This window comes from Ruegeria sp. CG8 (assembly GCF_056537165.1).
In genome coordinates, this window is the sequence record NZ_JBQFRA010000001.1 from 80,324 (window position 1) to 92,771 (window position 12,448).

A 12,448-nucleotide genomic window follows, 5' to 3' on the forward strand; every position below is an offset into this window, starting at 1 on the left:
TGAAATCGAAATTGCGGGAGGGTTTTGCCCCGTGTCCAAAACACTGAGCTTGCGCTGGTTGGAAGTATTTCGCCTGATCGCCAAGTCCGGTTCGATTCAACAGGTGGCCTCGGAAACGGGTTTGTCGATCAGCACCGTGTCCAACCATCTTCGCAGTCTGGAAGACGCCCTTGGCATCGCATTGGTGGATCACGGCCGTCGTCCGATGAGCCTGACACCGGCTGGCGAAGTATTTTCGCGTTATGTACGGGATGGCCTGACCGTGTTGAAGCGGGGCGAGGCCGAGATCCGGTCTGGCAACTGGCGCCATGCCACCGATCTGCGGCTGGCCCTGGTGGACGATTTCGACAACCAGATCGCGCCCGAACTGATCCGGTTCCTGGCCCATGCGCTGCCGCGCTGCAATTTCCGGCATTTCACGCGGCCCAGCCACGAGATCATCGAGAAATTGCAGGAGCACAAGCTGGACGCGGGCGTGGCGACCCGACCGCCGGGCGGCACACAGGGCCTGATCGAATATCCTTTGATGCGAGATCCGTTCATCGTGATCGTGCCCGAAAAGTTCAAAGGCGAGGTGCAGGATCTGTTCTCACCCCATTCCGACCTGCCGCTGCTGCGGTATTCGCGAGACTACACGATCGGCAAACAGATCGAGATCCAGCTCACGCGCAACAAGTACAACCTGCCCAACCGGTTCGAGCTGGAATGCAACCAGTCGATCATGGGGTTGGTGGCCGAAGGTAGCGGATGGGCGATCACCACGGCCGGGTGTTTCCATCGGGCGCATCGCTATCATGACTCGGTTCGGGCAACGCCTTTTCCGGGTCGGAACTTTGTCAGGATCGTTTCTCTGTTCACGACCGAGGTCTATCCGGACACCACTTCTAAACTGATCCACAAGGCCCTCAGCAGCTTGATCCGGCAGTATTTTACCGAACCGATGTGCAAGCGGCATTTGTGGCTGAAGGGTGATTTCCGGACGATGGAAGATCAGGCCGCCTGACCCCGGCACGCGGATCACCCCGAGTTGGCAGGACCCAAGGACTGTCGTTCGACGATATGCGTGAACAAGTGTTCACCGGCCGCCGGGGCCCTTTTTTCTACCATTTCGATCAATGCCTTGGCGGCTTTTCTACCCATTTCCCGATGCGGCACGTGCACGGTCGTCAGCGCCGGGCGCAGGATCCGGGCCAGTTCGATGTCATCGAACCCGGTGATCGAGACATCCTGCGGCACTTTCAACCCCATGTCCTGAGCCCTGAGCAAAGCGCCGGCGGCCAACACATCGTTACCGCACATGACGGCCGTCGGCGGCGTGTCCTGCGGCATGAGACGCGCGAAGGCTTCAGCGCCGTTTTCGATCTCGTACGGGGTCTCGATGACCTGAAGCACCTGCGGGTCAAGCCCTTGCTGCCGAACAGCGTCGCGCACCCCGTCCAATCGAAGGCGTGCGCGGTCGTTGCCGTGGGTGATGCCCGATATCACCGCAAGCCGTCTGTGCCCGAGGTCGATGACCCTTTTCGCCAGCTCGTACATGGCCGCACGGTTGTCGAAGCCGATGGAGGGCAGGCGCCCGTCCGGGGAAAATGACCACGCGACCAGCGCCGGAATTTCACGGTGTTCAAGAAATTCGTAGATGCGCGACGCCCGGTCGTGTCCGATCAGCAGCAGGCCATCGGCGCCGCGGGCGACCAGAGTACGGATCTGCTCTTCTTCGGTTGCCGGTTTGTAGGCCGAACTGGATACCAGCAGCGTATAGCCATGTTGGTGCAGCTCTTCCTGAAAGGCCTGCAAGCCGCGGGCAAAGATGGCGTTCTCCATCGTCGGGATGATCGCGCCGATGGTAAACGTGCGCTTGGCCGCCATGACCCGAGCCGCGAAATTCGGTGTATAGCCCAAGGCCTTGATCGCCGACTGCACGCGTTTGCGGGTCGCTTCGACAACTCGATCCGGCGTGTTGAGGCAACGCGAGACCGTAGCCGTGGAAACGCCCGCCTTTCTGGCAACGTCATCCAGTGTCGGGGCGGGCTTCAGCTTCGACATTTCCAAACCTAATCTTTGCTCTTCGCAATTCTAACCGGATCGGATTGGCAATGAAAGTTGAAATGTAAGCGCTTGCATTTTCCATGTAAGCGCTTACAAATGGCATCAGTGCCGATTCTACCCGGAGTCCCGAACATGTTTCTTGCCGCATCCGCCATCGTCTTCGTCGTCTATTTCGCGAACGTGGCGCTGGGTGCGTTCGCAGGCCGCGCGTTTCTTGGGGACGTGGGCGAGATGCTGGTTCTGTTCGCGGCGTCGATCCTGTTCGTTGTCGCAATTCTGAAAAAAGAGGCCGAACGCGAGGAGAACGGCGGCTGAATTTTTCCAATGGGAGGGCAATCAATGAACAAAGATCAAATGGAACTGGCGTCAGCTGAACGCCGCAATTTCCTGAAACTCAGCGCCAGTGGCGCGTTCACGGCCGCACTGGTGGCGGGCGCAAGCGGCGTGTTGTGGTCATCCGAGGCCGCGGCGCAGACCGCGAAGGAGGAAAAGGAACGCGAACAAGCTGCCGAGCATGTGATGACGGTCGCTACGGCCTATGTGCTGGGCGCCTCGCGCAGCTATCCGATCATGCAGCTGGACCTGAAGGAAAACATCCAGAACGCAACCAACGGCAAGGTCTATGTCAAGCTGGCCCCGGGCGGGCAGCTGGGTGCGGGCGGCGCATTGGTGCAGAAGGTGCAGGGTGGAACCATCCAGGCCGCGCAGCATTCGCTGTCGAACTTCGCACCCTTCGCTTCGACCGTGGACCTGATCAACATGCCGTATCTGTGCGGCTCGAACCAACGGTTCACCAACCTGGTGCATTCCGACACCTGGAAGAACGAAGTGCACCCCAAGGTCGAGGCCGCAGGCTTCAAGGCGCTGTTCTATGTCGTGATCGACCCGCGCGTCGTGGCCGTGCGCCAGGGCGGAAATGCCATCATTACCCCCTCGGACATGAGCGGTGTGAAATTCCGCGTGCCCGGGTCCAAGATGCTGCAGCAATACTACCGCATGGCCGGCGCCAACCCGACGCCTGTTGCCTGGGGCGAGACCCCCTCGGCCATCAAGCAGGGCGTGGCGGATGCGCTCGACCCGTCGGTCGGCGCGCTCTATGTGTTTGGCTTCAAGGACATTCTGTCTCACGTCACCTTCACCCAGGCGGTGCCGGACAGCCAAGTCTATTCCTGCAACCTGGAATGGTTCAACTCGATGCCGGCCGATGTGCAAGAGGGCATCATGTGGGGCTCGGAGATGACCAGCCACCAGAACCTTGCCAAGGTCCCCTCGGCCCGCGCCTATGCCATGGCCGAGTTGAACAAGGCCGGGGTTCAGTTCCACTCGCTGTCTGACGACCAACTGGCCGAGTGGCAGGAGGCCGGCGGTTATCAGCGCTCGGAATGGGACCCCTTCAAGACCGAGCTGGCCGGGTCGATGGATGCCTTCGAAAAGCTGGTCGAGGCGGCCGGTACCCAAGGCAAATACTACGTCCACGACGCCTGATGCGAACCGGGCGGGCGCCGGACGCGCGCCCGCCTTTTCGTCAGACCTGCAGGGCCTGAGCTTTCAGGCCCATCCCCCCAGCCTTGCCGAGGGAAGCGATGTCCTTACTCAAAACCATAGACCGCAATGCCGAACGCTGGCTGCTTCTGGTGTTCTACGTGATGCTCGTCATCACGATGGCAATCGAGGTGCTGCGGCGCGAGATCTTCGCCTATTCCTCGATCTGGGGCGAGGAGATCGTCCGCTATTCCTTCATCTACCTAGCCTGGATCGGCGCGGCGGCGGCGGTCAAGGAACGCGCCCATATCCGAATCGACGTGATCATGCATTACCTCGGGCCGCGGCCCAAGGCGGTGCTGTATATCTTTGGTGATCTTGTGATGTTCGCGGTGGCGGTCATCGCGCTCTACTGGTCCTACGAGGCGGTGCATGTCTCGGCCAAATTCGGCTCGGTCACTGACGGGCTGCGGGTATCGAAGGTTTGGTTCCTGATGGCGGTGCCCACGGGCTTTGCCCTGATGATCTGGCGTCTGATCCAATCGTTGATCAACGATATCAAAAGTCTTCGTGACGGCACGCCCGTCTTCGAAGGCGACAAGCTGTTTGACTGAGGAGAAACCGGATGCTGTGGAGTTCTCTCAATCAAACGGTCGAACTGGGCTGGGATTTCTACCTGCCCGTGATCCTGTTCGTCGGCCTGATCGCGCTGGCGGTTCCGGTCTGGGCCGCGATCGGCTCGGCCGCGATCGTGATGCTGATCATGTCGGGCGACCTGCCGCTGAGCCTTGTGGGCGAAAGCCTGTTCACCGGCATCGACGCCTTTGCCCTGACCGCGGTGCCGCTGTTCATCCTGACCGGTGACGTGCTGGTGCGAACCGGGCTGTCGCGCAAGTTTCTGGACGTGGCCGAGGCGCTGACCTGTTTCGCAAAAGGCGGGTTCGGCTCGGCCACGGTTCTGGTCTGCGGCATGTTCGCGGCCATCTCAGGCTCTGACGCGGCGGGGGCGGCGGCGGTGGGTCGGATGACGATCAACCGACTGGTCGAAAGCGGCTATCCGCGCCCCTATGCCTGTGCGCTGGTGGCGGCGGGGGCCTGTACCGGGATCCTGATCCCGCCCTCGATCGCCTATATCATCATCGGGCTCGTGCTGGGCATCTCGGCCTCGACCCTGTTTCTGGCTGCTCTGATCCCGGGGCTGGCGATCCTGATCTCGATCCTGGTGACCAATATCATCATGAACCGTCTCTACGCCTATGAGGGAGGCGGGATGATGACCATGGGCGAATGGCTGGCCAACCTTGGGAAGGCGCTGAAATCGGGCTGGTACGCCTTCATCGTGCCGGGCATCATCTTCTATGGCATCTTTTCGGGTCGCCTGACCCCGACCGAGGCCGGCGCGACCGCCGTTGTCGTCACCATCATCATGGGGTTCATCCTGCGCACGCTGACGCTGGCGGACTTTCCGTCGATGCTGGTCAGCTCGGCCAAGGTGAACGGGGTGATCCTGCCGATCATCGCCTTCTCGGCCCCGCTGGCCGAGGCGCTGGCGATCATGGGCGTGCCGCAGGGCTTCGTGGCCTCGGTGACCTCGCTGACCGAGGATCCGTTCCTGCTGATCCTGCTGATGATCGGCATTCTGATCGCGGCTGGTTGCGTCATGGAGACGACACCGAATATCGTCATCCTGGCCCCGATCCTGAAACCGCTGGCGGACAATATCGGCATGAACGAGATCCAGTTCTGCATCATGATGATCACCGCCTTGGGCGTTGGCTTCATCACGCCGCCACTGGGGCTGAACCTGTTCGTGGTGTCGGGGATCACGGGTGAATCCATCCTCAAGATCGCGGCCCGCGCCGTGCCCTTCGTGCTGACCATGCTGATCGTCGTCATCCTGATCGCCTACGTTCCGGCGCTGTCGACCACTTTGCTTCCTGAAATCTACCAATAGGATCTTCTGAATATGTCGCGTGAATACCTCAAGAAGGCCACCCTGACCGCACAATCCCACGCGTCCGAGGTGCATGACACGGTCAAGACCATTCTGGCCGACATCGAGGCCGGCGGCGACGCCAAGGCGATGGAATACGCGGCCAAGTTCGACAAGTTCGAGGGCAACGTACTGATGACCCCCGCGGAAATCGACGCCGCCTGCGCCCGGGTGCCGGAAAAACTCAAGGCCGACATCCGCTTTGCCCAAGACAACGTGCGCCGCTTTGCCGAGGCGCAGAAGGCCACCGTGTCGGATGTGCAGCTGGAAATCGTGCCGGGCTTCATCGCGGGGCAGAAGGCCATCCCGGTCGATGCGGCGGGCTGCTATGTGCCCGGTGGGCGGTATAGCCACATCGCCAGCGCCATCATGACCGTGACCACCGCCAAAGTGGCGGGGTGCCGTCATATCACCGCCTGTTCACCGCCCCGCCCGGGCGAGGGCGTGGCCCCGGCGATCGTCTACGCCGCCCATATCAGTGGCGCTGACAGCATCCTGGCTATGGGGGGCGTGCAAGGCGTGGCCGCCATGACCTATGGCTTGTTCGGGCTGCCGCGCGCCAACATCCTTGTGGGGCCGGGCAACCAGTTCGTGGCCGAGGCCAAGCGCATTCTGTACGGCAAGGTCGGCATCGACATGATCGCCGGCCCGACCGACAGCCTGATCTTGGCGGATGCCACGGCGGACCCCTTCGTCGTGGCCACCGACCTGGTCAGCCAGGCCGAGCATGGCTACAACTCGCCCGTCTGGCTGGTGACCGATGACCGCGATCTGGCGACCCGGGTGATGGAGCTGGTCCCGACCCTGATCGCCGATCTACCTGAGTTGAACCGCGACAACGCCGCCGCCGCCTGGCGCGACTATGCCGAGGTGATCTTGTGCGCGGACCGCGAAGAGATGGCCGCGTGTTCCGACGACTACGCCCCCGAGCACCTGACCGTGCAGGCCGCGGATCTGGATTGGTGGCTGGATCGGCTGACCTGTTATGGATCGTTGTTCCTCGGCGAAGAAACGACCGTGTCCTATGGCGACAAGGCCACCGGTACGAACCACGTCCTGCCCACGTCAGGCGCGGCCAGCTATACCGGCGGGTTGAGCGTGCACAAATACATGAAGATTGTCACCTGGCAGCGGGCCACGCGCGAGGGTTCGAAACCCATCGCCGAGGCGACTGCGCGGATTTCGCGGCTGGAAGGGATGGAGGGCCACGCCCGCGCGGCCGATGTGCGTCTGGCCAAGTATTTCCCGGACGAAACCTTTGACCTGACCGCAGATGAATGACCCCCGCGACCTGTTCGATCTGACCGGCCGAGTGGCCTGCGTCACTGGCGCCAGTTCGGGGCTGGGCCGGCGCGTTGCGCAGGTGCTGGCGACCGCGGGCGCGCGGGTGGTGGGCGTTGCCCGCCGCGCCGAGGCCCTGGCCGAGTTGCAGGCCGAGATCGGTGCAAGCGCTGCGGTGGTCGCAGGTGACGTGGCCGACCGGGACGGCCTGCCAAGGCTGGTCGAACAAATCTCGGCCCCGTTCGGCGCGCCGGATATCGTGGTTCATGCCGCCGGGGTGAACACGCGACAGGCCGCCGATGATGTCACACCGGAAGGCTGGGATGCGACGCTGGGCCTGAACCTCGGTGCGCCGTTCTTCCTCAGCCAGGCCATGGTGCCTGCGATGAAGGCGCGTGGTTGGGGCCGGATCGTGAATTTCGCGTCGCTGCAGACGACGCGGGCCTTTCCCGGCGGGATCGCCTATGGGGCCAGCAAGGGCGGGATCGCCCAGCTAACCCGCGCCATGGCCGAGGCTTGGTCGCCGCACGGGATTACCGCCAACGCCATCGGCCCGGGCTTCTTTCCGACCGAGCTGACGCAGGCGGTGTTCAATGACTCCGCCCGCGCGGCCCGCAACGCGGCGCAGACATGCATCGGTCGCAATGGCCGTATGGAAGACATCGACGGGCCGATCCTTTTTCTGTGCTCGCAGGCATCCGACTACGTCACCGGGCAGATCCTGATGGTTGACGGGGGGTTCACGGCGAAATGAAAGCTCTGGTTTATGAAGGTGTCGAACAGCTGGTCTATCGCGACGTACCGGACGCCGCGCCGCAACCGGGCGAGTACCTGATCCGGGTCGAGGCCGCTGGGATCTGCGGGTCCGACATGCATGCCTACTTGGGCCATGATGCGCGCCGCCCGGCGCCCTTGATCCTGGGGCACGAGGCGGCGGGCACAGTGATCGGCGGCCCCAAAGACGGAACGCGGGTCACGATCAATCCGCTTGTAAATTGCGGGCAGTGCCCGGCCTGCCAAGCGGGGCGGGAAAACCTGTGCCCCGACCGTCAGATCATCTCGATGCCCCCGCGTGAAGGCGCCTTTGCTCAATATGTTTCGATGCCCTGGGATAATCTGGTCGAGGTGCCGGATCACGTGCCCTTCGCCAAAGCCGCCTTGGCCGAGCCGCTGGCCGTCAGCTGGCATGCCGCGCGCCTTGCGCTCGAGGCGCTGCACCCGGCGATGGAGCGTCGTGCGCTGGTGATCGGGGGTGGGGCGATTGGCCTTGCGGCGGCGCTGGCGCTGCGGGCGATGGATGTCGTGGATGTGACCATCGTCGAACCCAACGACCTGCGGCGGACGTTCCTGCAAAGGCTGGATAGCGCCAAGGTCGTACCCGAAGCGCAAGGCGATTTCCCGATCGTGGTCGACGCCGTGGGTTTTGCCGCCACCCGTGCGGTTGCCTCGGAACGGGCCCAACCCGGCGGAGTGATCGCGCATGTGGGCCTGGGCGAGGACGCCGGCGGGCTGGACGTGCGACGCATGACCCTGCAAGAGATCACCTTCATCGGAACCTACACCTATACCGCGCAGGATTTCCGTCAGACCGCGCAGGCCATCTTTGACGGCGCTCTGGGCCCTCTGGACTGGATCGAAGAACGCGATCTGGCCGATGGCGCCCGGGCCTTTGCCCAGTTACGCTCGGGTGAGGTCGCGGTTCCGAAAATCGTGCTGTCCCCGTGGGCCTGACTGCCCGGAACTGGAGGTAACCATGTATAAGAAAATTCTTGTCCCCATGGCGCTTGACCACGGCATTTCGCCACAAACGCTCGAGATTGCCCGCGCCTTGGGCGGCGGATCCGCCGAGATCGTGGCGCTGCATGTCTATGAGATGCCGCAGGGCTCGGTCAGCGTCTATCTGGATAAGGATGCCGTGGCCGATGGCTTTGCCCGCGCCCGCGAAGTCCTGATGAACAAGCTGGAAGGCCTTACGGACGTAAAGCCCGAACTGGTCAAAGGCCACACCGCGCGCACGATCATCGACTATGCCAACGACCACGGGTTCGATTGCGTCGTCATCGGCTCGCACCGTCCCGGACTGACCGATTATTTCCTTGGCTCCACCGCGTCGCGCGTGGTGCGGCATGCAAAATGTGCCGTCCACGTCCACCGCAGGGCCTGACCCGTCCATCGCGCCCTCGGCGCCCCAACCCAGGAACAGAAGTTTCGACATGAACATAGACAAGAAGATCACCGAAGATCTGGTGGCCAACGACATCTCGTTCGTCACCACGGTGCCGTGCAAGCAACTGGCCGGCGTCATCGCCGAGATCGACGCCCATGACGACATCTACCACATCCCCTCGAACAAAGAGGACGAAGGCATGGGCCTGTGCGCCGGGGCCTGGATGGGCGGCAAGCGCCCCGCAATCATCATGCAGAACACCGCGATCGGGGTCACGATCAACACGCTGGCGACGCTGATTCAGTATTACCGGATGCCGCTGCCGATGCTGATCTCGTACCGGGGCGAACTGCGCGAGCCCATCGCCTGCCAGGTCGAGATGGCCGTTCACACCAAGGCCCTGCTGGCGCAGATGCACATCCCGACCTACCATTTCCACCATCAGGAAGACGTGGCCGAACTGGACGCGATCCTGAAATACACCTTCATGTGCAACAAGCCCGTCGCGATCCTGACCGACGCCAATTTCTGGGGAGGCTATGGCGACCAATGATCCGTTCTGAAATCCTGAAGGAAATCGCCCCGATCCTGCGTGACCAACTGGTCGTGTGCAATATCGGCATCCCCAGCCAGGAACTGCATGCCATCGACGATCAGCCCACCAATTTCTACATGCTGGGCACGATGGGCCTGGCCTCGAGCATCGGTCTGGGGCTGGCGCTGTCCCAGCCGAAACCGGTGATCGTCATCGACGGCGATGGCTCGATTTTGACCAATCTGGGGACGCTGCCGACCATCGCCAACAACGTGGCCGACAATTACATCCTGCTGATCATCGACAACGGCTCGTACGGCTCGACCGGAGATCAGCCGACCTATGCGGGGCAGAAGACCTCGCTGGCCAAGATGGCCGAGGCGGCGGGCTGCGAGCGCGTGATCGAATGCCAGGCCGAAGAGACCGGCAGCGTGCTGCAAGAAGCGCTGGACGCCCGCCAGATGACCATCATCGTCAGCAAATGTGAAAGCGGCAACGCCAAGATCCCGCCGATCACGATGGACCCGGTCGTCATCCGCGACCGCTTCATGAAGGCCGTTCAGGCCTGATGGGCGCAAGCGCCATCCACAGCGCCGAAGATGCCCGCCGGTTGGCCCGGCGGCGTCTGCCGTGGATGGTGTTCGACTATATCGACGGGGCCGCCGGGTCCGAGGCCGGGGCCCGGCGCACCCGCGCGGCGCTGGACGCGATGACCCTGCGCCCCCGGATCCTGCGCGATGTCAGTACCCGGTCACTGGCAACCCGCGTATTCGGGCAACCAGCCGACAGGCCCTTTGGTATCGCGCCGATGGGCATGTGCAACCTGTCCGCTCCGGGCGCCGACCTGATGCTGGCGCGGCTGGCGGCGCAATACGGGGTGCCGCTGGGCGTTTCCACGGTGGCCTCGACACCGATGGAGGCGCTGATCGAAGAGGCCCGGGGCCATGCCTGGTTCCAGCTGTATTTCAGCGGCGATGGCAGCCGCACGTTCAAGCTGGTCGATCGGGCAAGGGCCGCGGGCTACAAGACCCTGATCCTGACGGTTGACGTGCCCGAAGTCGGCCGCCGCCCGCGCGAACTGCGCCACGGCTTCCGTATGCCGTTCCGGATCGGGCCACGGCAGTTCCTGGATTTCGCGCTGCATCCGCGCTGGTCGATCTCGACCTTGCTGAAGGGCAAACCGCAGATGGCGAATTTCCTGATGGAGGGGTTCGCGTTCGACCGCACCGAAAGCCGTGCTAAGGCCGATTGGGACACGCTGGCAAGGTTGCGCGACCGGTGGCCGGGCAAGCTGGTGGTCAAGGGCGTGCTGGACGTCGAAGACGCGGTTGCACTGAAGGCTGCCGGAGTCGACGCCATCCAGGTCTCGAGCCACGGCGCCCGCCAGTTGGAGAGCGCGCCCGCGCCGATCTCGGTCCTGCCGCAGATCCGCGCTGCGGTCGGCGACAACTATCCGCTGTTTTATGACAGTGGCCTGCGGTCCGGAGAAGATGCGCTCAAGGCGCTCATGGCTGGTGCCGATTTCCTGTTCTTCGGGCGGATCCTGCAATTCGCCGTCGCGGCGGTCGGCGAGGCCGGTTTGCACCGGTTGTGGGCGGTGCTGTCCGAAGAGATGGACATCGCCATGGCCCAGATCGGTGTCAGCACCTTGTCGGAGATTCAACGACCGAACGGGGACTAGCGCGAGTGGAACAGGTTCTGGAACTCCTGCCTCATCCGCAGGCGTTCAGGGTATTCCTGCAAGAACCGTTCGGGCGGCTTGCCCTCCCAGACCTGGGCATAGACGCGCATTTTGTTGCCGCCGTAGATTTTGGCGAGGTCCTCGTTTGAATAGCCCCGCGCCCATAGATCGTCGGTTATCGCGGCAAGGATCTTGGCCAATTCACCATTCCCGGTTGCACCTTTATTGAACGCGTCAATCATGTAGCCACCGTCGTCATACATGCTGGCATTCGCGGTCGCGAACTGAACGACAAGTTCGGTTGAAAACATGTCGTCCGTCGCGAACCCGACATTGTCGACGCCGACAAGTTGGACACAATAGTCGATCATATCGGCGGCTTGCTTGGGTGAGATGTCTTCGGGCCATACCCCGTCCATCATCCATTCTGTGAATGTGGGCGATATGTATCCTCCGGACTTGGCTGCTCGCAGTGCCTCGTCGTCCGGGATGGCTCGGTAACAGCCCTTGGTCGTGGCGTTGGGCTCATTCGCATAGAGCCCTGCCGGAACCGAGTGGGTGTAGACATAGGGCACGCCGGGATAGTTCTCGTCCATGTAGTCCATCGCGTCGTTGGCCGTTTTCGACCCGGTGTGGCTAAGGTCCAGCAGGATGCCAAAGCGCACCATCTCATCGATCACGGATTTGCCCCATGGGGTCAGACCGATGTCCCGTCCGTTGTAAGCTGCCAACTGCCCTGAACCGGTTCGGAAAATGTCGTTGTAGGCCAGGATCATGCTTTTGATGCCCATGTCCTTGAGCAGGGCCATCTTCTTGAGGTCGCCGTCCAGAACCGTTGCCGTTTGGCTGTTCCAGATCACAGCTGTCTTGCCCTGAGCATGCGCGGCCTCGATATCGCGTGTTTCATTCACGATCAGATAATTCTCGGGCTGCTGCGCCATGGCGGCGCGGAAATGATAGTGCTGTTCAAGCAACGTGTCGAACGACATGTCAGCGGCGGCCAATGTCATTTCATGGCCGGTGATGCCGTTGTCCCGGGCGCGTTGGAAGTAGGTGTGCAGTTGTTCGTCTTCGGTCCAGCCGGTTCCATAGGGGCTGGCCAGCATGCCCAGTACGATCGTGTCCTGCACGAACTGCCTGGCTTCGTCCGATGCGCCCCAGGTCTTGCTCTCTTGGCTGGCGTGAAGGGGTGCGGCGATTGTCAGGACAGTTGCGGCTGCAGTCATCAGTGGCTTCATCGAGTGTCCTTCCATGGGTTTCATT

14 protein-coding genes are annotated in these 12,448 nt (G+C 62.5%); 12 read left to right on the forward strand and 2 right to left on the reverse strand.

Annotated features, from left to right (window positions below):
* Positions 1-31: 31 nt before the first annotated feature.
* Positions 32-1,003: a LysR family transcriptional regulator gene (locus ACR0EF_RS00345; protein ID WP_170339623.1), complete on the forward strand. Its 972-nt coding sequence runs from the start codon at positions 32-34 to the stop codon at positions 1,001-1,003.
* A 14-nt stretch (positions 1,004-1,017) separates the two neighbouring features.
* On the opposite strand, the gene ACR0EF_RS00350 is transcribed toward ACR0EF_RS00345, so the two are convergent.
* Entirely contained in the window at positions 1,018-2,043 is a 1,026-nt protein-coding gene (locus ACR0EF_RS00350) for a LacI family DNA-binding transcriptional regulator (RefSeq protein WP_170371868.1), read from the reverse strand.
* Between the two features lie 135 nt (positions 2,044-2,178).
* On the opposite strand from ACR0EF_RS00350, the gene ACR0EF_RS00355 reads away from it, so the two are divergent.
* From ACR0EF_RS00355 to ACR0EF_RS00405, 11 genes are all read left to right on the forward strand, one after another.
* Complete coding sequence (locus ACR0EF_RS00355; RefSeq protein WP_170365134.1) at positions 2,179-2,361, forward strand: hypothetical protein; 183 nt, start codon at positions 2,179-2,181, stop codon at positions 2,359-2,361.
* A 24-nt stretch (positions 2,362-2,385) separates the two neighbouring features.
* Complete coding sequence (locus ACR0EF_RS00360; protein WP_170365136.1) at positions 2,386-3,531, forward strand: TRAP transporter substrate-binding protein; 1,146 nt, start codon at positions 2,386-2,388, stop codon at positions 3,529-3,531.
* Between the two features lie 98 nt (positions 3,532-3,629).
* Entirely contained in the window at positions 3,630-4,142 is a 513-nt protein-coding gene (locus tag ACR0EF_RS00365; protein ID WP_170371866.1) for a TRAP transporter small permease, read from the forward strand.
* 11 nt (positions 4,143-4,153) lie between these two features.
* Positions 4,154-5,482, forward strand: a complete 1,329-nt coding sequence (locus ACR0EF_RS00370) for a TRAP transporter large permease (RefSeq protein ID WP_170340241.1) — start codon at positions 4,154-4,156, stop codon at positions 5,480-5,482.
* A gap of 12 nt (positions 5,483-5,494) precedes the next feature.
* Positions 5,495-6,802, forward strand: coding sequence for a histidinol dehydrogenase (gene hisD / locus ACR0EF_RS00375; RefSeq protein ID WP_170371864.1), 1,308 nt, complete (start codon positions 5,495-5,497; stop codon positions 6,800-6,802).
* On the forward strand, positions 6,795-7,556 hold the full coding sequence (locus ACR0EF_RS00380; protein WP_170371862.1) for an SDR family NAD(P)-dependent oxidoreductase: 762 nt from the start codon (positions 6,795-6,797) through the stop codon (positions 7,554-7,556). Before hisD ends, ACR0EF_RS00380 begins: the two co-directional genes overlap by 8 nt.
* Positions 7,553-8,533 carry a zinc-dependent alcohol dehydrogenase gene (locus ACR0EF_RS00385; protein WP_170371860.1) on the forward strand — a complete coding sequence of 327 codons (981 nt, stop codon included), beginning with the start codon at positions 7,553-7,555 and terminating at the stop codon, positions 8,531-8,533. The genes ACR0EF_RS00380 and ACR0EF_RS00385 overlap by 4 nt, the downstream gene beginning before the upstream one ends.
* Before the next feature lie 22 nt (positions 8,534-8,555).
* Positions 8,556-8,966 carry a universal stress protein gene (locus ACR0EF_RS00390; RefSeq protein ID WP_170340249.1) on the forward strand — a complete coding sequence of 137 codons (411 nt, stop codon included), beginning with the start codon at positions 8,556-8,558 and terminating at the stop codon, positions 8,964-8,966.
* A 49-nt stretch (positions 8,967-9,015) separates the two neighbouring features.
* Positions 9,016-9,522, forward strand: a complete 507-nt coding sequence (comD, locus tag ACR0EF_RS00395) for a sulfopyruvate decarboxylase subunit alpha (protein WP_170371858.1) — start codon at positions 9,016-9,018, stop codon at positions 9,520-9,522.
* Positions 9,519-10,073 (forward strand): sulfopyruvate decarboxylase subunit beta, encoded by a 555-nt coding sequence (gene comE, locus ACR0EF_RS00400; RefSeq protein ID WP_170371856.1) that lies wholly within the window; start codon positions 9,519-9,521, stop codon positions 10,071-10,073. Before comD ends, comE begins: the two co-directional genes overlap by 4 nt.
* Positions 10,073-11,185: an alpha-hydroxy acid oxidase gene (locus ACR0EF_RS00405; protein WP_170371854.1), complete on the forward strand. Its 1,113-nt coding sequence runs from the start codon at positions 10,073-10,075 to the stop codon at positions 11,183-11,185. Before comE ends, ACR0EF_RS00405 begins: the two co-directional genes overlap by 1 nt.
* On the opposite strand, the gene ACR0EF_RS00410 is transcribed toward ACR0EF_RS00405, so the two are convergent.
* Positions 11,182-12,423, reverse strand: a complete 1,242-nt coding sequence (locus tag ACR0EF_RS00410; RefSeq protein WP_170371852.1) for a membrane dipeptidase — start codon at positions 12,421-12,423, stop codon at positions 11,182-11,184. The two genes, ACR0EF_RS00405 and ACR0EF_RS00410, sit on opposite strands and share 4 nt — an antisense overlap.
* Positions 12,424-12,448: the final 25 nt, after the last annotated feature.